The organism is Sorangium sp. So ce385 (genome assembly GCF_051474135.1).
GTDB lineage: Bacteria > Myxococcota_A > Polyangia > Polyangiales > Polyangiaceae > Sorangium > Sorangium cellulosum_D.
The window spans coordinates 13,924,979-13,947,504 of record NZ_CP150337.1; the positions used below are offsets into that span (position 1 = coordinate 13,924,979).

The window sequence follows — 22,526 nt, forward strand, 5'->3', positions numbered from 1 at the left end:
CAAGTGAAAGGATCGGTCATGCGCAGCCACAGTCGTAGGAACTTCCTTAAGGGTGTTGGGGCCAGCCTCGGGGCTAGCCTGCTGTTCTCGCCCTTCTATGACTCCATCGCCAACGCGGCTCCCGGGAAGAAGCCGAAGCGGCTCCTGATCTTCTTCACCATGGGGACGGCCCCCGAGGTCTGGAAGCCGAAGAGCGTCTCGGGGGAGACCCCCACGTTCAGCGAGGCCACCTCGCCGCTGGAGGAGGTCAAGGAGCACATCGTGATGCTGGACGGCCTCCCCAGCGGGAGCCCCGGCAACAACCACGGGTCCGCCGACGGCCTCACCGGGATGGGCTACTTCAGCAACGGCCCCTACGGGCTGATCTCGGTCGACCAGTACATCGTCGAGAAGCTGAAGGGCGCCGGGCTCGCGACCCCCATCCCCTCGCTCCTGCTCGGCGCCGACACGAGCGGCGGCAAGACGGGGTTCTACAAGAACACCAACCTGGTGCCGATCGGCTCGCCGATGTCCGCCTACTCGACCGTGTTCTCGGGGGTGACGCCGTCGAACCCGACGAACCCGAACCAGACCGACCCCGCCGCCGAGGATCGGCTGCGCCGGCGCAAGAGCATCCTCGACAACCTCAAGGGCGAGATCACGGCGCTCAAGGGGAACCTGGGCCAGGAGCAGCAGTTCAAGCTGGATCTGCACCTCGAGTCGCTCCGCCAGATCGAGAACCGGCTCTCGGGCTCGATGACCGGCGGGCCCGGCGGGCCCACCGGCGGCGCCTGCACCGTCCCGACGAGCCCCTCGGGCGACATGTCGAACCCGATGAAGGCCAACCAGCTTCATCTCGACATCATCGTGGGCGCCTTCGCGTGCGACATCACGCGCGTCGCGGCGATCCAGTGGGGCTCGGATCAGATGATGAACGTCAACCTGCCGGAGATCGGCCTGGCGGACGAGGAGCACAACGGCCTGATCCACGGCAACGACCCCGGGCACGCGAAGCTGATCAAGCTCGAGAAGTGGCTGCACGAGCAGTTCGTCGGCGTCATCAAGAAGCTGAAGGAGCTGCCCGAGGCCGACGGCTCCGGCTCGCTCCTCGACAACACGCTGATCGCCTGGTGCCGCGACATGGGCGACGCGCCGGCGCACACGCAGAACGAGATGAAGTTCGTCCTGGCGAGCGGCACCGGCGGCTACCTGAAGACCGCGCCGGGCGGCCGGTTCATCCGGAGCCAGGAGCGTCACGAGCGCGTGCTGCTCAGCCTGTGCGACGCGATGGGCGTCACGGACTACTCCGGCTTCGGCGATCCGGCCCTGGGCGCCAAGTCGCCGCTCCCGGGCCTGGCGGCTACCTGACACCAGGGGGCGCGAGCCCCCCCGCCGCGACAGGCGCGCCCCCACGCGCCTGTCGCGGCGGCTCCGGACCGCGCTCCGTCACGCGGCGCGCCAGCAAGCTCCAAGAAAATCGGTAGCGAGCGAAAGGTCGTTCATGCGCAGCCTTCATCGTCGAGCTTTTCTCAAGGGCCTGGGCGCCAGCGCCGGGGCCAGCTTCCTGTTCACGCCGTTCCTCGACTCCATCGCCCAGGCGGCGCCCGGGAAGAAGCCGAAGCGGCTCCTCCTGTTCTGCACGATGGGGACCGCGCCCCAGATCTGGAAGCCCACGAGCGTCTCCGGCGAGACCCCGACGTTCAGCGAGTCCACGTCGCCGCTCGCGGACGTGAAGCAGCACGTCGTGCTCGTGGACGGCCTCCCCAGCGGCAACCCCGGGAACAACCACGGCGCCCCCGACGGCCTCACCGGGCTCGGCTTCACCGACCCCACCAAGCAGATCTCCGTCGATCAGTTCATCGCGGACAAGCTGATCGCCGCCGGGACGAAGACGACCTTCCCCTCGCTCCTGCTCGGGGCCGAGAGCACGGTGAGCGGCGGGAAGTCGCCGTACTACCGCAAGGACAACCTGCCGACGATCGCGTCCCCGAAGTCCGCCTACTCCACCCTGTTCGGCTCGGCGATCCCGTCGAACACCACCTCGGACGAGGTGCTGCGCCGCCGCAGGAGCGTGCTCGACAACCTGAAGAACGAGATCAAGACGCTCGAGGGGAACCTCGGCGCCGAGCAGAAGTACAAGCTGGCGCTGCACCTCGATTCGATCCGGCAGATCGAGGAGCGGCTGTCGAACGCGTCGTCCGGCGGAGGCGGCGCCTGCAGCGCGCCGACGGCGCCGAGCGGCGACCCGAGCAACCCGCTGGAGGCCAACCTCCTGCACATGGATCTCATCGTCGGCGCGTTCGCGTGCGACATCACGCGGGTCGCCGCGATCCAGTGGGGCTCGGATCAGGCCATGAACGTCGAGCTGCCAGACATCGGGCTGCGGGGCGAGGAGCACGGCTCGATGATCCACACCGGCGCTCCGGCGCACCTCGACCTGATCAAGCTGGAGAAGTGGCTGGCGCAGCGGTTCGTCGATCTCATCAACAAGCTGAAGGCGATCCCCGAGGCCGACGGCTCCGGGACGCTCCTCGACAACACGCTGATCGCCTGGTGCCGCGACATGGGCGACTCGCCGAACCACAACCAGAACGAGATGAAGTTCGTCCTGGCGAGCGGCGAGGGCGGTTATCTGAAGACGAGCCCCGGCGGGCGCTACGTGCACAGCTCCGAGCGGCACGAGCGCGTGCTGCTCAGCCTCTGCGACGCGATGGGCGTCACGGACTTCAGCGGCTTCGGCGATCCGAACCTGCCGGCCAAGTCGCCGCTCCCGGGCCTCGCGGCCACCTGAGGCGGCCGGCGCGCGGCGCCCCGGCGCGGGCGCCGCCGCCATCCCGTGACCGCGCCGGCGGTGCGGTCTTTCCGCGCCCCGCGCCCGGCGTACACTCGTGAGCCATGACGACGAGCGCGGCGGCGGGGTACGAGGCGGATCAACGGCGAGACGACCTGTCCGCGTACGCGCGGTACCTGTCCGCGATGGACGCGTCCATGCGCCAGAAGGTCGCGCTCACGGCCGCGCACCTCCTGTGCGAGGGCCGCGTCGCCGACATGGGCATGGGCTCGGGGCAGGGCAGCGCCGCGCTGGCGCAGCTCTACCCGCGCCTCGAGGTGATCGGCGTCGACATCGATCCCACGGTCATCGAGCTCGCGCGCCGCGCTCACCGGCACCCGAACCTCAGCTTCCAGCTGGGCGACATCGCCACGGCGGTCTTCCCGCCCGAGAGCCTCGACGGGATCTTCGACTCGTCGGTGCTGCACCACGTGACCTCGTACGGCGGCTATCGCCACGCGAACGCCGCGGACGCGCTCTCGGCGCAGGTGGAGCAGCTCGCGCCGGGCGGCGTGCTGGTGGTGCGGGACTTCGTCGACCCGGGGCCGGAGCCGGTGCTGCTCGACGTGCCCACGGGCGACGGCGACGACGGCCCCGACCCGCGCAGCGCCTCGACCGCGGCGCTGCTCGAGCGGTTCGCCGGCGAGTTTCGATCGCTGTCGCCCGAGCCAGGTTTCCCGCTGGAGCGGCTCTCCCCCGGGCCGGCCGGCGCGCTTCCCGGGCTGCGCCCCGGGTGGCGGCGGTATCGGCTCGCCCACAAGCACGCGGTCGAGTTCGTGTTGCGGAAGGATTACCGCGCCGACTGGGAAGCCGAGGTCAAGGAGGAGTACACCTATTTCTCGCAAGCGCAGTTCGAGGCCCTCTTCGCCCGGCTCGGGCTGCGCGTGCTGTCGTCCACGCCGCTGCGCAACCCGTGGATCGTGCGCAACCGGTTCGCCGGCCGCTTCGAGCTGCGGGACGCCGCGGGCGCGCGGCTGCCGTATCCGCCCACGAACTACCTCATCGTCGGCGAGAAGGTGAAGGCCGGGCAGGGGGTCGCGTTCCGGCTCCGGCCGGCAGACGGCCCTCCGCGGTTCCTGCGGATCGAGCACCACCAGGATCGCGACACCGGCCGGGTGTTCGACCTGGCGGCGCGGCCCCACCCCACGCTGGACATCGTGCCGTTCTTCTTCGCCGGCGAGACGGCATACGTGCTGGCGAGGACGAGCTACCCGCGTCCGATCGCGCGCGCCTGCCGCGAGGAGACGCCCCCCCTCGACGGCAGCGGCCCGGCCGACTACCTGGCCGAGCCGATCGCGGTCGTGCAGACCGAGTTCCCGGTCGGCCACACGGTCGAGCGGGCGCTCGGGCGCGCGGCCGGCGTGCGGGCGGAGGCGATAAAGCGGATGATCCCGGGGACGACGTACTACCCGTCGCCCGGCGGCATCCTCGAAGAGGTGCGCTCGATGCTCGTGGAGGTCGAGCCCTCGTTCGTGAACGCGCCTTCCGAGGACGTCTCCGGGTTCGGCACCTCGGGCCGCATCCGCGCGATCGAGGCGCGCCAGCTGCTGCGCGCCGCGCAGGTCGGCGGCCTGCCCGACGCGCGGCTCGAGCTGAACGTCTACGACCTGCTGGCGCGCTTCGGATTGCCGTTCGGGCCGTGGATCGGCGACGACATCGCGCTCCCCGAGGGGCCCGCCGCGCCGCCCGGAGCGGGCGCGGCGGGCGCCGCGATCGCGACCGGGGGCGGCGGCGCGGTGGCCGTCGTGGAGCCGACGTCGCTGCGCGCCCTGCTCGAGCGCCCGAGCCGCCGGCGGTACGCGCGGGTGGACTCGGGCGCCAGCACCGGGTTCCTCGAGGTGCGGCGGGCGCGCTTCGAGGAGCTGGCCGAGGGCGGCGCCGTGGTGGCCGCGCGCGAGCTCGAGTACGTGGTGCCGCGGCCGCTCGGCGCGCTGACCGTCTCGACCGCGCTGCTCGCGCGCGCGCCGTCGGGGGAGGTGGTGCTCGGCGTGGACGACCACGACCTGCCCGCCGCCCAGAGCTTCTCGGGCAACAGCGAGCTCCTGGTCGCGCCGGCGTGGCGGCTGCCGCGGAGCGCGCGCACCCTCGCGGAGGCCGAGGCTTTCGTGCGGGCGCGGCTCCTTGTCGAGTACGGCGTCGAGGCGGGCGAGGCCGTCGAGCTCGGAGGCGCCTACCGCCCCTCGGCAGGGCTGACGCCGGAGCTCGTCCATCCCATCGCCTTCGTGGTCACCGGGGTGGCCGCGGAGGCGCCGCGTGCCCCGTCGGCCGCCACGTCCCCGTCGGTCGCCGCGCTCCCGGCCGCGCCTGCGTCCGCTTCGCTTCGGCGGCTTCACTGGGTGCCGTTGACCGCGCTGGTGGCGGGGCGGGAGCACCTGCCCGACGGTCACCTGCGGGTCGTGGCCCTGCGCGCGGCCCACGCGCTCGGCGCCGCGCTCTCGCCGCCGCGCCCGCAGTGATGGATTCCTCGCTGCAGGGCGGGTGAGCCGACGGCAGGCGCGTATCGGGTCCTCTCATCACGATATTTCGGGGAGCGATCGGGCGCGATCTCGGGTTGTCGCGGGCGGACGATCGCCTGCGCGCCGCGCCGGCGCGCGAAACAGACCCTCGTTATCGAGCCGCGGATGAGCGCAGGACGCGCTCCGAGCGCGGATGTCGATTGCGTTCCAGCTGCCTGATGCCTGGACGCAGCAATCGCGTGCGATGGACGGCGGTCTCGAGACCTCAGCTGCCCTCGCGCGCCGCGCTCTTTTGAGCGCAATCGGCGCGTCTTCGCGCGATGCGGCGCAGGGCTGACGCATCGAATGGCTGGCACGCGGGGCGCTTACAGCGCCGCACATCGCCGGCGATCGGCCGCCCCCCGCAGCGCACAGCGGGACGGAAAACCCATGGAACTTATGAGCAATTCCCTGAAGATCGCGATGGCGGGCCTCAGGCCCGCGAGCCGCTCCGTCCGACGCGAGGCGCTCGGGCAGGGCGTTCGAGCCGGCGCCGGTCGGGCCGGCTCGTTCGTCGCGCTGCGGGCGCGCCTGCTCGAGAGCCCCAGCCTGGCCGGCGCGCTCAGCTTCATGCAGGTCACCACCCGTTCGTGGGAGCCCCACGAGCTCGCGGCGTGGCTCCACGAGCACGTGGTCGAGCCCGGCTGGATGAAGGCCCCGCGCGCGCTGCGCGAGCCGGGCGCGGCGAGCGTGGAGCTCTGCGAGCTCGACGAGCGGCACCGCGAGGTCGCGGCGCTCACCGGATGTGCGCGCCGGCGCGTGGCGCTCGCGCTGCTCGATTTCGTGGCGCCGAACCCCGATCGCGGGTTCCTCCGCGCGGCGCTGTACAGCGCGCGCGTGCGGTGGAGCGTGGTCGAAGGCCGCTCGGGCTGGATCCCGGCGCCGCGCGAGAGCGACCTCCTGAGCGACATCGTGCTCAGCTTGTTCGCCGCGGAGATCCTCTCCGACGCGGAGCTCTACCGGAGCCACATGACCGTCTGCGCTGGCTGCGGCCGGGTCGCGTTCGCGCAGGAGCCGCGGCCGCGCGGCGCGGGTTGCCCGCGCTGCGACGGCGAGGTCAGGTGGCAGTCGCGCTGACAGCGAGGAATCGGCGCCGACGCGGCGTGCTCCGGACATCGAACAGGACCTCCGGACATAGAACAGGAGGCGCAGGACCTCCGGACATAGAACAGGATGAGCGCGCTCGTCCGTCCCCGCGCGCGTGCTCCAGCTGCCGAACGCGGCAACATCTCTCTCGAAGACGATGATTCCGGGAAAAGGTCGAATCGACGAGAATCGGCAGAGGGCGAGTGCTGAGCTTGACGACCTGGCGGGCGCCACTCCAAGCTTGGCGCCGAGCTATGAACCACGCCCGCCGCTCGAGCGCCGAACTGGATGAGCTTGCCCACGCAGCGCAGCGCGATGGGTTCTGTTTGATCAAGAGCCTCATCCCGAAGAGCCTGCTGCACTCGTGGCGCGACGCCTTCGCGCCGCTCCTCGACGCGCACGTCGCGCGCGAGGGGCACCTCAAGAACCGGGGGCCAGGGCGCTATTACGTGACGCTCCCGTTCAAAGTCCCCTTCGCGGAGCCGCGCATCTACGAAGACGAGACGATCCTGGGCGTCGTCGAGCGCCTGGTCGGCGCCGACATGATCATGGTCCAGCTCGCGACCGACACCCCGCTCCTCGGGTCCGATTACCAGGACGTCCACCGCGACACGCCGCCGCTCTTCCCGGAGACCGGCAAGGAGACGCCTGCATTCCAGCTCGCCGTCAACTTCCCCCTGGTCGACGTCACCGCCGAGAACGGCCCCATCGAGATCGCCCGTGGCACGCACATGCTCTCCAAGGCCGAGGGGATGCGGCGCCTCGAGCAGGGCGAGGTCGCGCTCGAGCCGATCACCATGGAGCTCGGCGACGTCATGGTCCGCGACGTTCGCGGCCTGCACCGCGGAACCCCGAACCGCTCGCGCGAGCCGCGGCCCATGGTCGTCATCGGCTACAGCCGCCGCTGGCTCTTCCGCCCGGAGGTCTCGATCCGGGTGCCCCGCGAGAGCCTCCCCCACCTGTCGGAGCGGGCGAAGCGCATGCTCCGCTTCAACCCGATCGTCGAGTCGCTCGACGGGCCCGACGAGACCGAGGTCTACCAGGCCTTCGCCTATTGACCCGCGCCGTCGCGCGCCGCCCGGACCGCCCGCGTCCGCGACGCCCCGTGGCTGCCGCGGGGCTCGTGGGAGGGCCGCCGAGCAGGAGGGCCAGGGCCGCCGCGCGGAGGGCCGCCGCGCGGCTCGATACGGTTCGTTAGCCTATCTAACTATCAATGCTCCGCGAGCGTGACGTACGCGACCGATGAGCCCTTGGCTGCTCATGGAAGGGTTTCCGCAGCGCAATATAGTTCGTTAGTCTAACTATCGAGGCTGTCGGCGAGCGTGACATGCCTGACCACCCGCTCCCTCGACCGCTCGTGAAGAAGCGCCTCGCAGCGCAATATATTTCGTTAGGCTATCTAACTATCGAGGCTGTCGGCGAGCGTGACATGCCTGACCGTCCGCTCCCTCAACCGCTCGTGAAGAAGCGCCTCGCAGCGCGATATGGTTCGTTAGCCTAACTATCGACGCTGTCTGCGAGCGTGACACGCCTGACCGCCCGCTCCGTCGACCGCTCGTGAAGGAGCGCCTCGCGGCGCGATATGGTTCGTTAGCCTAACTATCAACACTGTCTGCGAGCGTGACGTGTGCCACCGGCTGGTCCCTCAGCCAGGTGCGCTGCCGCCGCACGAAGACGCGCGTGGAGCGCACGATGGCCGGCGCGAGCTCCGCGGCCGGCAGGCCACCTTCCAGGTGCTCCTGCACCTCCCGGTAGCCGACCGAGCCCATCGCCCGCGCGCCGCCGTAGCCGCGCGCCAGGAGCGAGCGCACCTCGTCGACCCAGCCCTGCTCCAGCCACCCGGCGACGCGCGCCTCGATGCGGCGATCGAGCTCGGCGCGGTCCCGGTGCACCGCGAGCAGGCGCGCAGCGTGGCGGCGCTCCCGGAAGCCGTGCTCGGCGTGCCACGCGGTCTGTGTCCGGCCCGAGCGCTCGTAGATCTCCAGCGCCCGGCTCACGCGCACGAGATCGTTCGGCGCGAGGCGCGCCGCGCTCGCCGGATCCACCTCGGCCAGGCGCGCGTGGAGCGCAGCGCGCCCCTCGGCCTCGGCGATCGCGCGGTGGCGCGCCCGCACCTCGGGGTCGGCGGGCGGCGCGGGTGACAGGCCAAAGAGCAGCGCCTTCACCCACAGGAACGTGCCGCCGCAGACGATGGGCACCCGGCCCCGGCCGCGGATATCGCCGATCGCCGCCTCCGCGAGCTCCGCGAAGCGCTGGGCGTCGATCGCCTCCAGCGGATCGGCTGCGTCGATCAGGTGGTGCGGCGCGCGCGCCCGCTCAGCGGGCGTCGGCTTGCCGGAGCCGAGGTCGAATTCCCGGTAGATCTGCACGCTGTCGGCGCTCACCACCTCGCCGCCGAAGCGCTCCGCGAGCCGGATCGCGAGCTCGGTCTTGCCGCTCGCGGTCGGGCCGACCACGACGAGCAGCTCGCCCCGCGACGGCGGCGCGATCGTCTCCCACGACGGAGGCGCGGCGGCCTCGCACGGAGGCGCGGCGGCCTCGCGCGGCGGCGCGGCGGCCTCGCGCGGCGGCGCGGCGGCCTCGCGCGGCGGCGCGGCGGCCTCGCGCGGCGGCGCGGCGGCCTCGCGCGGCGGCGCGGCGGCCTCGTGCGGCGGCGCGGCGGCCGCGCTCGCCTCCGGGGCGAGCCCGCGCTCGGCCTCGATCACCGCCGCCCCACGCGGTGCTCCAGCTCCGGCCAGCCGACGCGCATCACGATCGGCCGGCCGTGCGGGCAGTGGCCGGCGAAATCCACCTCGTCGAGCGCCGCGAGCAGCGCGCGCGCCTCGTCCGGCGCCACCGGGTCGCCGGCGCGCAGCGAGCCGTGGCAGGCCATCGTCGCCAGCGCCAGATCCACCGCGCCCGAGAAGGCGCGCTCGCCCGAGTGGCTCAGCTCGTCCACGAGGTCGCGCACGAGGCGCTCGGGGGCCGCGCGGCGGAGCAGCGTCGGCACCGCGTGCACCGCGAGCTGCGCCGCGCCCGCCGGGCGGACGTCGAGCCCGAGCCGCGCGATCGCCTCCTGCGCCTCCTCGACCAGCGACACCTCCGCGGGCGCCGCCGGGACGAGCACCGGGAAGAGCAGCTTCTGCGTCGCGACGTCACGCCCGTCGTACGCCGCGCGCAGCCGGTGAAACGTCACGCGCTCCGCCGCCGCGTGCTGGTCGAGGAAGTAGATCCCGTCCGGGCCCTCGCACACGAAGTAGGTGTTGCGCACCTGCGCGAGGAAACGCAGCGATTTCCAGGCGAGGACGCGCTCGGCCGCGGCGAGCACGGGCCCGCCGCCGGTCGGGTACGGCACGGGCGGCGCGCCGGGCACGGTCGCCGGCCCGCCCGGCACGGTCGCCAGCCCGCCCGGAGCGACCCCCGGCTCGTCTGGCGCGATTCCCGGGGCGCCCGGAGCGATCGCCGGCTCGACCGCCCCGCCGCGCCGTTCGGCGAGCGCGATGTCGTCCCACACCCCGAGCTGCGCCGGCGCGCCGGCGCAGCTCGTCGCGGACCCGGGGCGCGCGGCCGCCGGGCGCCCCGGCGGGATCCCGACGAGATCGCCGCCGAGGCCCCACGGGTCGGCCGGCGGCTCCTGACGCTCGCTCGGCGCGCCCGCCGCGGGCACCCCCGCGGAGGGCGCCCCCGGGGAGGGCGCCGCCGCGGAGGTACCGCTCGACCAGACCCAGGCGTCTCCGGGCGGCGAGGCCGCGTCCTCGAAGAGCTTGCCCTTGCGGCCCTGGAAGCCGCCGGGGGCCGGCGCGGGGAGGCCGAACGCCGCGGCCACCTGCGCGGCGACGATCTTGTAGAGCGCGTCGGCGACGGCGCGGCCGTCGGCGAAGCGGACCTCGGCCTTCTGCGGGTGGACGTTCACGTCCACGAGCTCGGGAGGAAGATCGATGAACACCGCGCCGATGGGGTACCGGCCCGGCTCGAGCACGCTGCCGTAGGCGAGCGCGATCGAGCGCGCCAGCGACCGGTCGCGCACGTGCCGCCCGTTCACGAACATCCACAGCCAGCCGGCGCCCGAGCGGGCGCGCTCCGGCCGCGACACGAACGCCTCGACCGTGAGCGGCCCCCGCTGCCCGGCGCACGTCGCGAGCTCCTCGCCCGCGAGCATCGCGCGCACCCGCTCCGCGCGGCTCGCGGTGCGCAGCCACTCCCGCGCGACGCGCCCGTCGCGCGAGAGCACCAGCGTCACGCCCGGCTCGCCGAGCGCGACCGCCTGCGCGATCTCGGTCACGTGCGCCGACTCGGTCCCGACGGCGCGCAGGAACTTGCGCCGCGCGGGGACGTTGTAGAAGAGGTCGCGCACCTCGACCACGGTGCCGGCGGCGCACCCGCAGGGGACGACCTGCGCCGCGCCGCCGCCCTCGATCCGGATCTCCGTCCCCTCCGACTCGCCGTCGCGCCGCGTGCGCAGCGAGAAGCGGCTCACCGAGGCGATGCTCGGGAGCGCCTCGCCGCGGAAGCCGAAGCTCTGGATGCAGCGGAGGTCGTCGATCCGCGCGATCTTGCTCGTGGCGTGGCGCAGCACCGCGAGCGACGCGTCCTCGCGGCTCATCCCGCACCCGTCGTCCGCGATGCGCACCAGGCCGACGCCGCCCCCCTCGATGTCGACGCGGATGCGGCGCGCGCCCGCGTCGAGCGCGTTCTCGACGAGCTCCTTGACCACGCTCGCCGGCCGCTCGACCACCTCGCCGGCCGCGATCTGGTTGGCGAGGTCGTCCGGCAGGACGGCGACCCTTCGCGCCTCGGGCTGGGCGGGCTTCGATCGAGGATCCGCGCCGGCGATCCTCTCCGCGGTGCTCATGGCTCGTCGCCGGGGTCGACCGTCGTCCGGGCGACCGCCTGGAAGTAGACCTTGGTGCGCTCCCGCGTCAGCGCCAGCGCGGCGGAGCCGAGGATGGCCAGCTCGAAGACCACGAAGCGCACCCGCTCGGCGGTCCACCAGAGGCCGGGGTTCGTGAGGCCGGCGCGCTCGGGGACGTCCGGCGGCAGGAGCGCCCCCGCCTGCGCCACCATGTCGATCCACGCGCCGCGGACGCCCCGGGTGAGCGCGTAATCGACCGCGGCGAAGGCCAGGTTGGCGAAGAGGACCTGGAGCACGAAGCCGCGCGTGCCGGGCCGCCCGCCGAGCGCCAGGCCGCTCGCGATGACGAGCAGCCCGCCGAGGAGCACCTTGCCGATGCTGAGCGGGAAGGAGACGTCCTGGTACAGGCTGAGGGCGCGCGCCTGGGCCGCCTCGAGCACCAGGTAGGTGAACTGGAATGGCTCCCCCTGGTCGCGTGCTTGCTGGGCGACGGCCATCACGTCGGGGGCCATGCCGCCGCGCAGGTACATGGCCGTCCCGCATCCCGCCATGAAGCCGCGCACGCCGATGAGCCAGGTGAGCAGCATGGTGGCCACCAGGTACCAGGGGCGCAGCGAGCGCAGGCGCGGGGGGCGGTGCGAGTCCACGTGGAGGCTGCCGTGTAGCACGTTCTCCGATCCCGCGCGCTCTCTTCCTTACCTGGCTTACCCGCGGAGTGCGGAGCGGGTAGCCTCGGATCGCGAGGTGCCTGCGCGCCGGCGCAGGTGGCGCGGTGCGGCGGGCCTGTACTAGAACTTCGAGGACGAGGTCCTGGTGGCGAAGAGCAAGAGCGAGCCGCGAACGAAGCGAACGAAGGGGACCGGTGCGCCGCAGCCCGCGGGGGCGGCGGAGGCGGGCCCGCTGCCCGAGCCGGAGGACGAAGGCGCGGACCGGAGCGCGGGCACGGACGAGGTCGCGGACGCGGCCCCCCGGCCCGCCGCGAAGCGCCGCGCGCGCTCCGCGGCGAAGAACGCCGGCGGCGCGCGCGCCGAGGCGCAGCCCGCGGCCAGCGACGACGACGGCGCGCGCGACGACGAGGACGAGGGGGACGCCCCGCCCGAGAGCGGCGCCGCGCCGGCCGGCGACGTCGACGAGGGCGACGTCGTGGAGGTCGTCGGCGAGGTCATCGACGACGCGAGCCTCGATCTGAACGACATCGAGCTCCCGCGCGCCGCGCGCGGCGGCGCCGCCGGCGAGGGGCGCGGCGGCGACGCGGCGCTGTCGCGCACGGACCCGCTGCAGGCCTACCTGCGCGAGGTGCAGCGCCACCCGCTGCTCACGGCGGACGAGGAGAAGGAGCTGACGATCAAGTACTCGAAGACGCAGGACGTCGCGACCGCCGCGCGGCTCGTGACGGCGAACCTGCGGCTCGTGGTCAAGCTCGCGTACGAGTACCGGCGCGCCTACAAGAACATCATGGACCTCATCCAGGAGGGGAACATCGGCCTGATGCAGGCCGTGAAGCGCTACGACCCGTACCGCGGCGTGAAGCTCTCCTCGTACGCGGCGTGGTGGATCCGCGCGTACATCCTGCGCTTCATCCTCAACAACTGGCGCCTGGTGAAGCTCGGCACGACGCAGGCGCAGCGGAAGCTCTTCTTCAACCTCAACAAGGAGAAGGCGAAGCTCTCGGCGATGGGCATCGAGCCGACGGCGGCGGAGATCGCGAAGCGCCTCTCGGTCGAGGAGAAGGAGGTGGTCGACATGGACCGCCGCCTCGCCAGCGGCGAGGCGTCGCTCGACGCCCCGGTCGGCGATCTCGAGGGCCGGACGATCCCGCGCGTCGAGCTGCTCGTCTCGTCGGGGGCGAGCCCGGACAGCGCGTTCGAGGCGAGCGAGATGGGGATGCTCGTCCACGACCGGCTCTCGAAGTTCCGCGAGACGCTGAAGGGCAAGGACGTGATCATCTTCGACAAGCGCATGGCCGCGGAGGATCCGCTCACGCTCCAGGAGCTCGGCAACGAGTTCGGCATCTCGCGCGAGCGCGTGCGCCAGCTCGAGGCGCGGCTCCAGTCGAAGCTGCGGACGTACCTGCAGGAGGAGCTCGGCGACGCCGTCGAAGCGGACTAGGCCTTGTCGACCGACGGCGAGCAGGGCGGGGCGAGCGATCGCGGGTGCCTCTACGTGGTGGCGACGCCGATCGGGAACCTCGGCGACATCACGCTGCGCGCGGTCGAGACGCTGCGCGCGGCGGACCGGATCCTCGCCGAGGACACGCGGCGCGCCCGCGCGCTGCTCGGCCACCTCGGCGTCGCGGGCAAGCCGGTCGACCGGTTCGACGCGCACGCCTCCGAGGCGGACGCCGCGCGCGCGGCCGCGCGGCTCGCGGCGGGCGAGTCGATCGCCTTCATGACCGACGCCGGCACGCCCGTCGTGAGCGATCCGGGGACGGCGCTCGTGCGCGCGGCCAAGGACGCCGGGGCGCGCGTCGTGGCGATCCCCGGGCCGAGCGCGGTGATGGCCGCGGTGAGCGCGTCGGGGCTCGTGACCGGGGGCTTCCGCTTCGTGGGGTTCTTGCCCCGCGGCGGGCGCGAGCGGCGCGAGGCGCTGGCCCTCGTCACGTCGACGCCGGAGGCGGTGGTGCTGTTCGAGTCGCCGCGCCGCTTCCGCGAGACGCTGGCCGAGCTGGCCGAGCGCATGCGCGGCCGCCGCGCGGTCGTCGCGCGCGAGCTGACGAAGGTGCACGAGGAGATCCTCGGCGGCACCGTGGAGGAGCTCGCGGCGCTCGAGCGGGAGTGGCTCGGCGAGATCACGCTGGTGCTCGCGCCCGCCGAGCCGGCCGCGGAGGGCGCGCGCCCGAGCGACGAGGAGCTCGACGCGCGCATCGACCGCGAGCTCGCCCAGGGGAGGCGGGCGAAGCACATCGCCGAGGAGCTGTCGGTCGAGCTCGGGCTCCCGCGGCGCGAGCTCTACGCGCGGGCGGTGGCGCGGCGGGGGGAGCCGCGCGGGTAGGGCGGGCGGCGCGCCGTCAGGTGTGCCGCCCCTGCCCCCGCGCCTTGAGGGCGTCGACCACGCGCTTCACGTCCTGCGCCCGGTCGCGCGGCACGATCAGGAGCGCGTCGTCGGTCTCGACCACCACGAGGTCCTCCACGCCGACGAGCGCGATCACCCGGCGATCGTCCGGCGCGCCGCCGGAGCGCGCGCGCAGATCGACCACGTGGTTGCCCTGCGCGTCGACCAGCACCGACCCCGCGGGCGCGCTGTTGCCGCGCTCGTCCTTCTCGGCGAGCTCCCAGGCGCTCTGCCAGCTGCCGACGTCGCTCCAGCCGAAATCGCCGGGCACCACCGCGAGCCCGGCGACGTGCTCCATCACGCCGTGATCGACGCTCACGGCCGGCAGCCGCGGGAACACCCGCAGCACCGCCTCCGCCTCGGCGGCGGCGCCCTGCGCGGCGGCGCGGTCGATCTCGTCGAGCCCCTCGGCGAGCGCCGGCAGGTGGGCGCGGATCGCCGCCCGCATGTCGCCCGCGCGGAAGATGAACATCCCCGCGTTCCAGAGGAAGCGGCCGCTCGCCACGAACTCCGCGGCGCGCTCGCGGCTCGGCTTCTCGACGAAGCGCAGCACTTTGCAGGGCGACGCGGGCGCCGCCGGCGCCGCGCTCCCGGCGCCGTCCGCGCCCTCCGCCTCGATGTAGCCGAAGCCCGTCTCCGGGTGCGTCGGGCGGATGCCGATCGTCGTGATCGCGCCGCCCCGCGCCGAGGCGACGGCGGCCTCCAGCACCTCGAGGAACCGCGGCACGTCGGCGATGTGGTGATCGCTCGGGAGCACGACCACGATCGCCTCGGGGTCCTCGCGCGCGATCGTCGCCGCCGCCCAGCCGATGCACGGCGCCGTGTTGCGCGGCGCGGGCTCGACGAGCAGGCGCCGCTCGGAGACGTCGGGCAGCGCGGCCCGCGTGGGCGCCACGAGGTGCTGGCCGGTCGCGATCCAGACGCGCTCCCAGCCGGCGCTCCCCGCGCCTCCGCACAGCGGGAGCACCCGGCGCGCCGTCGCGGTGATGAGCGGCTCGCCGCCGAGCAGCGGCAGGAGCTGCTTCGGGCGCGCCGCGCGCGACGCCGGCCAGAAGCGCGTGCCCGCGCCGCCGGCGAGGATCAGGACATGGACGGGGGTCTCGGTCGAGCTCATGGGCGATCGTCGAGGGTGACACGCCGAAGGGTAACGCAGGGACGCGGCGCCGTGGCAGGGGGCCGCTCAGGTGGGGCCCGGCAGCGCGTGCGCGTAGGCCACCATCGCGAGGCCGAGCGGGACGACCCACAGCGCGAGCGCGCCCGTGCGCCGCCGCTCGGCGAGCGCGCGGAGCGCGGCGGCCGCCGCGAGGGCGCTCAGGAAGGCGGCGAGCAGGCTCAGCGCCGCGGCGCCCGCCCCGGGCGGCGCGGCGGTGAACGCGGGCGCCTCCGCGAGCGCCGCGGCGGCGAGCGCGGGGATGCTCAGCGCGAGCGCGAGCTCGACGGCGCGCGCGGGCCGGACGCCGAGCCAGAGCAGGAGCACGAGCGCCGCCCCGACGCGCGACCCGCCCGGCAACGCCGCGGCCCCGTGCGCCGCGCCGACCGCGAGCATCCCGACGAGCGACGGCGCGTCGGTCGCGTCGCGCCCCTCGCGCCGCGGCGCGATCGCGGTGCTCGCGAGCGCCGCGCCGGTCGCGAGCAGGCCGAGCCCCACCGCGAGCGGATCCTGCCCCCACAGCGCGACGTACGGCCGGAGCGCCGCGGCGACGATCAGGCTCGCGGCGGCGCCCAGCGCGAGCAGCCCCGCGTCGCGCGCCGGCGGCGACGTCCGGAAGAGCGACGGCCGCGCGAGCGCGCGGGCGCCCTCGCCGAGCGCGCGGAGGAGCCGCCGCCGCGCCGCGACCGCGAGCGCCGCGGCCGCCGCGAGCGCCTGCGCGGCGGCGGTCCAACCATCGCCGTCGGCCGCGCGGAGCCAGAGCCGCGCCGCCGCCGCGTGCCCCGTGGCCGAGACGGGCAGCGCCTGCGCCGCCCCGTCCACGGCCGCGAGCACCGCCACGTCCACGAGACCCACGCTCGACCGATACCCCAGCGCGGCGCGTCCTGTCGATCCCGAGCAGCGGCTCCGAGGCGCTTCGAGCAGCGGCCCTGCGAGCCGCCTCACCCTGCGCCGCGCCCCAGCGCGGCGCGGCGCGGGGGTCGAGCCGCGCGCAGCCCCGGCGCGGCCCGATCCAACGGCGCGAGGGAGCGGGCTCAGCGCGCTCTCTCCTGGGTCTGCTGGCTTGCCGCGCTTCGTCTTTTCACCTACATACCGCCTCTGATCTGGCGCTCTCTCGCCCGGAGCGAGGGAGGGCGAGCCGAGCGAGGTTCCGTCCGATGTTGATGGCATATGCCAGCGTTGCCGCGTTCTTCCTGGTGGCGATCGGCTTCGTCCTCGGCTCTCTGCTGTTCGGGAAGCTGCTGCGCCCGAGCAACCCGTACGCCGAGAAGGTCGAGACGTACGAGTGCGGTGAGGCGCCCGTCGGGCCCGCGTGGTTCAACTTCAACCCGCGTTTTTACATCATCGCGCTCGTCTACATCGTCTTCGACGTCGAGATCGCCTTCATCTATCCGGTCGCCGCGGTGTTCAAGCGCTGGGTGGACCAGGGCAGCGGCCTCTTCGCGCTGATCGAGATCTTCCTCTTCGTGGCCATCCTGATGCTCGGCTTCGCCTACGTCTGGGCGAAGGGCGATCTCAACTGGATCCGCGCCATCAAGGGCGATCCGCGCGGGGCCCAGAACGTGAGCAGCCGGTCCCGGGCGCGCGCGCCGGTCGCGAGCGCGGCGGGCGAGGGCGCGCCGGTCGGGGCGGCCCCGGTCGCCGACGGAGGTGCGGAGTCATGACATCGAACCTGAACCTGATGGCCCCGCCCCGCGGGTGGGAGGCGAAGTACGAGAGCGACGGCGGCGGCGTCATCACGACGAGCGTCGACCAGACGGTGAACTGGCTGCTCAACTGGGGGCGGTCGAACAGCGTCTGGTACATGCTCTTCGGCCTGGCCTGCTGCGCCATCGAGCTCATGCAGACCGGCGGCCCCCGCGGCGACCTCGAGCGCTTCGGCGCGGCCCCGCGGCCGAGCCCCCGCTCGAGCGATCTCTTCATCATCGCGGGGACGCTGACGTACAAGATGGCGACCCGGGTGAAGCGCCTGTATGACCAGATGTCGGAGCCCCGCTACGTCATCTCCATGGGCAGCTGCTCGAACTGCGGCGGCCTCTTCCAGTACGCCTACTCGGTCTGCAAGGGCGTCGATCAGATCATCCCGGTCGACGTCTACGTGCCCGGCTGCCCGCCGCGCCCCGAGGCGCTCCTCGAAGGGCTCCTGAAGATCCAGGAGAAGATCAAGAGCGAGCGCACCCTCAGCCGCCGCGGCGCGACGGGCGGCTGAGCCGCCTTCCGTGCTCGTCTCCATGCTCGTTCCGCGCTCCCGCACCCCATGACACCCGAAGAGATCTTCCAGGCGCTCCAGGCGAAGCTCGGCGAAGACGCGGTCTTCGACCTCCACCCCGTGTCCGCGAAGGATCGCGACGCCTGGCTCCAGGTCGCGCCGGAGAAGATCCAGGCCGTGGGCCAGCACCTGCGCGAGGCGCCGGAGCTCGCCTTCGATTACCTGGAGTGCATCACCGGGGTCGACTACCCCGATCTCAAGAAGATCGTGGTCGTCTATCACATCTATTCGTATGCGAAGAAGCACCGGGTCGTCCTCAAGGCGTTCCTCGACCGGGAGAGCCCGGCGATGCCGACGCTCGTCGACGTGTGGTCGGCCGCGAACTGGCAGGAGCGCGAGTGCTTCGATCTGCTCGGCGTGCGCTTCGAGGGGCACCCGGACCTCCGGCGCCTGCTCCTGCCCGACGACTGGGAGGGGCACCCGCTCCGCAAGGACTGGCAGGAGAAGGCCGAATACCACGGCATCCCGACGCATCGGCCGAACCCCGTCGAGCTCTTCAAGATCAAGCTGCCGAAGAAGGAGGCGGAGGCGACATGAGCCAGGTCATCTTCAGCGTCGACCGCGGGGGCGCGGGCCCGGGGAGCGATCTCGACGACGAGATGACCCTCAACATGGGGCCTCACCACCCGTCGACCCACGGGGTGCTCCGCTTCGTCATCTCGACGGACGGCGAGATCATCCGCAAGGCGGTGCCGGACGTCGGCTACCTGCACCGGAGCATCGAGAAGATCGGCGAGCGCTGCACCTACAGCGGCTTCATGCCTTATACCGACCGCGTCGATTACGTCGCGGCGATGTTCGCCAACGAGGCCTGGGCGAGCGCCTGCGAGAAGCTGATGGGCATCGAGGTGCCGAAGCGGGCGCAGTACCTGCGCGTCATCTCCTGCGAGCTCAACCGGATCGGCAGCCACATGATCGCGCTCGGCGCGATGGCCATGGACGTCGGCGCGGTCACCCCCTTCCCCTGGGCGCTGCGCGAGCGCGAGCACGTCAACGATTTCATCGAAGAGCTGTGCGGCGCGCGGCTCACCTTCAACTACCACCGCATCGGCGGCGTCTCGTTCGACATGCCGAAGGGGTGGGCCGACAAGGTGAGGCGGTGGCTCGACCGCTTCGAGCCGATCATGGTCGAGTTCGACCGGCTCATCAGCCTGAACGACATCTTCATCAAGCGGCTCGCCAACGTCGCCGTGGTGACGGCCGAGGAGGCGAAGGACTGGGGCCTCGTCGGCCCCAACCTGCGCGCGTCCGGCGTGCCATGGGATCTCCGCAAGGAAGACGGCTATTCGGTGTACCCGGAGCTCGAGTTCGACGTCCCCGTGGGCCGCGGGCGCTACGGGACGGTGGGGGACTGCTGGGACCGGTTCTACGTGCGGGTCGAGGAGTGCCGCGAGTCGGCGAAGATCCTCCGCCAGGCGCTCGACAAGATCGACGAGCACCCGGAGGACGACATCCTGGGCAAGCTGCCCAAGAAGATGAGGCCCGACGGCGAGGCCTACGCGCGCATCGAGAGCGCCCGCGGCGACATGGGGTGTTACGTGATCGGGCGGGGCGCGGAGGAGGCGTACCGGGCGCGGTTCCGGACCGGGAGCTTCACCGCGATGGCCATGATCGAGGCCAAGAGCCCGGGGCTATTCTTGGCCGATCTCGTGGCGCTCATCGCCAGCTTCGACGTCGTGGCGCCCGAGATCGACCGGTAGCCGGGCGAGAACGGAGCCTCAGGGCTCCTCGCCGCCGGTATCCGGGCCGAACAGCTCCGGACACTTCTCGTTGACGACATCGCACTCCGGGGGCAGCTCGAGGGACTCGAGGTCCGACTCGCACGTGAGCGCCTTGATCATCGCGAACTGGCTGTCCGTGCAGGCCTTGAACTCGGCGACCGTGGCGGTGCACCCCGCGAAGTCCTGCGCGGTGCACAACTCCTCTTCCGCAGGCTCCTCGGGCTCGTTGATGCACTGTTCCTTGGCGGTCTCGCAGTCGAGGCCGGAGTCGGGCGTGGCGGCGGCGATCAGGCCGGCGAGCTCGCACGCGTCCTCCTTCGTGATGTCCGCGGCCGACGCGGCGACCGCGTCGCACGTCGCCTGCGCCTCCTCGTCCGTCAGGTCGCCGAGCTGCTTGTCGTCGAGGTCGCCCCCGGTCTCGCCGCCGTTGCCGCCGGTGCCGTCCGTGCCGCCGTTGCCGCCGTCGCCGCCGGTGCCGCTGCTGCTGCTGGTGCCGCTGCTGCCGGGATTGCCCTCCTCGCCATCATCGCCGCACGCAACGAGCGCGAGCCCCACCATCAGCATCCCAAGAACCTTCATCCGTGTCATCGAGCGCTCCATCATCGAGAATGTTCACCTGAGAGTCCGCGCGGCGCTGGAGGACGGCTCCGTCGAAGGAAGCGAACGGGCTGAATCGTCGACCCGGCAGGCGCGCGGCGCGTGAACATACTACGACCCCGATCGATTTTTCCTTCCCCGTCGGAAAAAAAAGACAGCGCCCTCCGGCGCCGGCATCGCCGCGCGCGGCCGAGGCGCTCGCCGTCTCCGCGCTGCGCCGCGCGTCCCGGCGTCCGTCACGTCGCGCGCCCGCGTCTCCGCGGACGTGAGGGAGCCCCCGGCGGCGCCGCGGGTTCCACGCTGCGGCCCGCGTCCCGCTGCGCGGCCACGCGCTTCGGCGCCACGCGGCGGAAGGCCCCCACGAGCAGCTCCTCCAGGAGCGCCGGGTCGACGCGACGGAGCTCCACCCGCGTCCAGCCCTGGTGTCCCCACGGCGTCACCGAGAAGACGTCGGGCTGCGCCTGCACCAGGCTGTCCTGCTCCTCCAGGGACAGCTTCAGGACCGCCTGCTCCTGCGCCACCCAGTGGGTCGCGAAGATCTTCCCCCGCACGCGGAACGACGGCTTGCCGAAGTGGTCCTGCTCCTCGGCCTCGGGCAGGGACAGCGCGAGCTTTCGAAATTCGTCGGAAGAGACCACGGCGGTGCACCTCGGCGAGGGGGGATGGGTCGCTCTCGTGACGTTATCTCAGGCCTTATCTCAGGCCCGCGCCGCCTCGAAGATCCGGTAGAAGCTCGGCGTCTCGCGCACGCCCTTCACGGAGAGCCCGGCGGCCTCGAGCAGCGCGCGGTACTCGGCCTCGGTGCGCTCGCGCCCTCCCGTGTTCACGAGCATGTTGATGTCGCTGAACGTGAGGACCCACTCGAGCGCCGCGTTCCCGCGCTGGGCGGGGGCGGGCGGCTCCACGACGAGCAGGCGCGCCGCGCCGTCCATCGCCTCGCGGCACTTGCCCAGGATCGTCAGGCTCCGGGCGTCGTCCCAGTCGTGGATCACGCTCTTGAGCACGTAGACGTCGGCGGCCGGCGGCGCCGCGTCGAAGCAGCTCCCCGCGACGAAGGAGGCGCGGGCGGCGACGCCGCGCGACGCGAACAGCTGGAGCGCCCCCTCGCGCGCGTGCTCGAGATCGAAGACGACCCCCTCCACGCCGGGGTGGGCCTCCAGGATCGCGCAGAGCAGCGCGCCGTAGCCGCCGCCCACGTCGACCACCCGGCGCGCGCCGCGCAGATCGGCGGCCCCGACGATGCCGGGCGCGACCCCGCGGGTGAGCTCCACCATCGCCTGGTGGAAGATCGCGGCGGCGGCCGGGTCGCGCCCCATCTCGTCGAAGTGCTCGGTCCCGGACGGCGCCGCCGCGTCTCCGGCGCCCCACGCCATCCGGCCGGTGCGGACGCAGTCGGTCAAGCGGCCCCAGGCCGTCCACACGCCCGCCCCGCCCATGAGCCGGGACCACGCGCGCCGCGAGGTCGGGGAGCTCGTCTCGAGGCATCGCCCCATCTCGGTGAGCTCGAAGCGGTCCCCGCGGGGGGCGAGCAGCTCGAGCGTGACGAGGGCCCGGAGCAGGCGCTCCGTCGCGTCGGGGTGCGTGCCGAGCCGCGCCGCGACCGCGCTGCTCGGGAGCGGCCCGTCGGCGAGGACGTCGGCGACGCCGAGCTCCGCGGCCGCGTGGACGACCTGCGGCACCCAGAGGCTCATGATCATCTGGTTGAGGCGGACGGCAGGGGGCAGATTCGTGGGAGACCCGGTCGACATGGTGTTCGCTCCTTCGGGGCCTACCTTGGGGAGCGCGGCGCCGGGGGTATTGTAAAGATTTTACCTCGCCTCTTCCGGGTCGCCCGACGGCGCGTCGGCCGCGCCGCACCGCCGCCTCGGGGACACCAGCGCGTCGCGCGCCGACGGCGGCGAGGCGGGCGGCGCCGGGGGCGCCGGCGGTGAGGGAGGCTCAGAGCGCCTTCGGCTTTTGATTCGAGTAGTGTTTGACCTCGAGCTCGATACATTCGCCGTTCAAGACGACGAACCTCAGGTAGCCATCCGTGCCGAGCGACGAGGCCACATGAATCATCCTCTCGTCGTCGGAGCTGCAGCTCGTACTATCGCCGAAGGCGTCCCTCGCCTGACAGTGCATGTCCCAGCCGCTCGACAGCACCCGAACTCCGCAGCCGATGAACTCATTGGCATCTGCGCTGTTCCTCGTGCTGCCGAGGTTGCCGGTCGCATGCGCATTCGAGCCGTCCAGGCTCACGATGACGCTCGTCGTCTGGGTGGTCTTGAGCCCGGCCCACGCGAACGAGCTCGCTCCGAGCGCGCCGACCACCAGCATACCGAGGATCGCCTTCTTCTTGTGGATCATGATCTCTCCAATCTGTCCGGCTTTGTCTCTGAACCGCGAATCGCGGACGAGGTCGACCTGTGCGCCGCGGCTCGCGCACGACGAACCGTGCATCGCCGCGATCGGCGCTCACCTCGCCAACCCGCGCTCCTGTGCGTTGGCAAAGTTCGGTCCAAGAGCATTGCCGGTATG

20 protein-coding genes are annotated in these 22,526 nt (G+C 72.8%); 11 read left to right on the top strand and 9 right to left on the bottom strand.

Annotated elements, in window-relative coordinates:
• Nucleotides 1–18: 18 nt before the first annotated feature.
• The 5 genes from WME83_RS51020 (at nucleotide 19) to WME83_RS51040 (ending at nucleotide 7,448) form a co-directional block, all read left to right on the top strand.
• Nucleotides 19–1,347 carry a DUF1552 domain-containing protein gene (locus tag WME83_RS51020; protein WP_437316962.1) on the top strand — a complete coding sequence of 443 codons (1,329 nt, stop codon included), beginning with the start codon at nucleotides 19–21 and terminating at the stop codon, nucleotides 1,345–1,347.
• A gap of 133 nt (nucleotides 1,348–1,480) precedes the next feature.
• On the top strand, nucleotides 1,481–2,770 hold the full coding sequence (locus tag WME83_RS51025) for a DUF1552 domain-containing protein (protein ID WP_437316963.1): 1,290 nt from the start codon (nucleotides 1,481–1,483) through the stop codon (nucleotides 2,768–2,770).
• 104 nt (nucleotides 2,771–2,874) lie between these two features.
• Complete coding sequence (locus tag WME83_RS51030; protein ID WP_437316964.1) at nucleotides 2,875–5,265, top strand: methyltransferase domain-containing protein; 2,391 nt, start codon at nucleotides 2,875–2,877, stop codon at nucleotides 5,263–5,265.
• Between the two features lie 438 nt (nucleotides 5,266–5,703).
• Nucleotides 5,704–6,381, top strand: a complete 678-nt coding sequence (locus tag WME83_RS51035) for a hypothetical protein (protein WP_437316965.1) — start codon at nucleotides 5,704–5,706, stop codon at nucleotides 6,379–6,381.
• 263 nt (nucleotides 6,382–6,644) lie between these two features.
• Nucleotides 6,645–7,448, top strand: a complete 804-nt coding sequence (locus WME83_RS51040) for a phytanoyl-CoA dioxygenase family protein (protein ID WP_437316966.1) — start codon at nucleotides 6,645–6,647, stop codon at nucleotides 7,446–7,448.
• A 537-nt stretch (nucleotides 7,449–7,985) separates the two neighbouring features.
• Here the strand turns inward: WME83_RS51040 and miaA are convergent.
• Genes miaA through WME83_RS51055 form a run of 3 tightly spaced genes read right to left on the bottom strand, consistent with a single transcriptional unit; the run spans nucleotide 7,986 to nucleotide 11,889 of the window.
• Nucleotides 7,986–9,095, bottom strand: a complete 1,110-nt coding sequence (miaA, locus tag WME83_RS51045; protein WP_437316967.1) for a tRNA (adenosine(37)-N6)-dimethylallyltransferase MiaA — start codon at nucleotides 9,093–9,095, stop codon at nucleotides 7,986–7,988.
• Nucleotides 9,092–11,221, bottom strand: coding sequence for a DNA mismatch repair endonuclease MutL (mutL, locus tag WME83_RS51050; protein ID WP_437316968.1), 2,130 nt, complete (start codon nucleotides 11,219–11,221; stop codon nucleotides 9,092–9,094). Before mutL ends, miaA begins: the two co-directional genes overlap by 4 nt.
• Nucleotides 11,218–11,889 (bottom strand): hypothetical protein, encoded by a 672-nt coding sequence (locus tag WME83_RS51055; protein ID WP_437316969.1) that lies wholly within the window; start codon nucleotides 11,887–11,889, stop codon nucleotides 11,218–11,220. Before WME83_RS51055 ends, mutL begins: the two co-directional genes overlap by 4 nt.
• A gap of 145 nt (nucleotides 11,890–12,034) precedes the next feature.
• On the opposite strand from WME83_RS51055, the gene WME83_RS51060 reads away from it, so the two are divergent.
• Together WME83_RS51060 and rsmI are read left to right on the top strand one after the other, a co-directional pair.
• Nucleotides 12,035–13,330, top strand: a complete 1,296-nt coding sequence (locus tag WME83_RS51060) for an RNA polymerase factor sigma-32 (protein WP_437316970.1) — start codon at nucleotides 12,035–12,037, stop codon at nucleotides 13,328–13,330.
• Between the two features lie 3 nt (nucleotides 13,331–13,333).
• Nucleotides 13,334–14,212 (top strand): 16S rRNA (cytidine(1402)-2'-O)-methyltransferase, encoded by an 879-nt coding sequence (gene rsmI / locus WME83_RS51065; protein WP_437316971.1) that lies wholly within the window; start codon nucleotides 13,334–13,336, stop codon nucleotides 14,210–14,212.
• A 16-nt stretch (nucleotides 14,213–14,228) separates the two neighbouring features.
• Here the strand turns inward: rsmI and WME83_RS51070 are convergent, their stop codons facing one another.
• The gene (locus tag WME83_RS51070) at nucleotides 14,229–15,386 is read right to left on the bottom strand and encodes a mannose-1-phosphate guanylyltransferase (RefSeq protein ID WP_437316972.1); all 1,158 of its coding nucleotides are present in this window, start codon (nucleotides 15,384–15,386) and stop codon (nucleotides 14,229–14,231) included.
• 66 nt (nucleotides 15,387–15,452) lie between these two features.
• Nucleotides 15,453–16,277, bottom strand: coding sequence for an undecaprenyl-diphosphate phosphatase (locus tag WME83_RS51075; protein WP_437316973.1), 825 nt, complete (start codon nucleotides 16,275–16,277; stop codon nucleotides 15,453–15,455).
• Between the two features lie 302 nt (nucleotides 16,278–16,579).
• Between WME83_RS51075 and WME83_RS51080 the strand changes: the two genes are divergently transcribed.
• Genes WME83_RS51080 through WME83_RS51095 form a run of 4 tightly spaced genes read left to right on the top strand, consistent with a single transcriptional unit; the run spans nucleotide 16,580 to nucleotide 19,391 of the window.
• Nucleotides 16,580–17,086, top strand: coding sequence for an NADH-quinone oxidoreductase subunit A (locus WME83_RS51080; RefSeq protein ID WP_437316974.1), 507 nt, complete (start codon nucleotides 16,580–16,582; stop codon nucleotides 17,084–17,086).
• Nucleotides 17,083–17,631 carry an NADH-quinone oxidoreductase subunit NuoB gene (nuoB, locus tag WME83_RS51085; RefSeq protein ID WP_437316975.1) on the top strand — a complete coding sequence of 183 codons (549 nt, stop codon included), beginning with the start codon at nucleotides 17,083–17,085 and terminating at the stop codon, nucleotides 17,629–17,631. Before WME83_RS51080 ends, nuoB begins: the two co-directional genes overlap by 4 nt.
• 48 nt (nucleotides 17,632–17,679) lie before the next feature.
• Nucleotides 17,680–18,228, top strand: a complete 549-nt coding sequence (locus WME83_RS51090) for an NADH-quinone oxidoreductase subunit C (RefSeq protein ID WP_437316976.1) — start codon at nucleotides 17,680–17,682, stop codon at nucleotides 18,226–18,228.
• Nucleotides 18,225–19,391, top strand: a complete 1,167-nt coding sequence (locus WME83_RS51095) for an NADH-quinone oxidoreductase subunit D (RefSeq protein ID WP_437316977.1) — start codon at nucleotides 18,225–18,227, stop codon at nucleotides 19,389–19,391. Before WME83_RS51090 ends, WME83_RS51095 begins: the two co-directional genes overlap by 4 nt.
• Nucleotides 19,392–19,409: 18 nt before the next feature.
• On the opposite strand, the gene WME83_RS51100 is transcribed toward WME83_RS51095, so the two are convergent.
• The 4 genes from WME83_RS51100 to WME83_RS51115 form a co-directional block, all read right to left on the bottom strand.
• Nucleotides 19,410–20,000: a hypothetical protein gene (locus WME83_RS51100; protein ID WP_437316978.1), complete on the bottom strand. Its 591-nt coding sequence runs from the start codon at nucleotides 19,998–20,000 to the stop codon at nucleotides 19,410–19,412.
• A 245-nt stretch (nucleotides 20,001–20,245) separates the two neighbouring features.
• A complete protein-coding gene (locus WME83_RS51105) occupies nucleotides 20,246–20,647 on the bottom strand; it encodes an MmcQ/YjbR family DNA-binding protein (protein WP_437316979.1) in 402 nt (133 codons plus the stop codon).
• Nucleotides 20,648–20,707: 60 nt separating this feature from the next.
• Entirely contained in the window at nucleotides 20,708–21,757 is a 1,050-nt protein-coding gene (locus tag WME83_RS51110; RefSeq protein WP_437316980.1) for a methyltransferase, read from the bottom strand.
• Between the two features lie 190 nt (nucleotides 21,758–21,947).
• Complete coding sequence (locus tag WME83_RS51115) at nucleotides 21,948–22,355, bottom strand: hypothetical protein (protein ID WP_437316981.1); 408 nt, start codon at nucleotides 22,353–22,355, stop codon at nucleotides 21,948–21,950.
• Nucleotides 22,356–22,526: the final 171 nt, after the last annotated feature.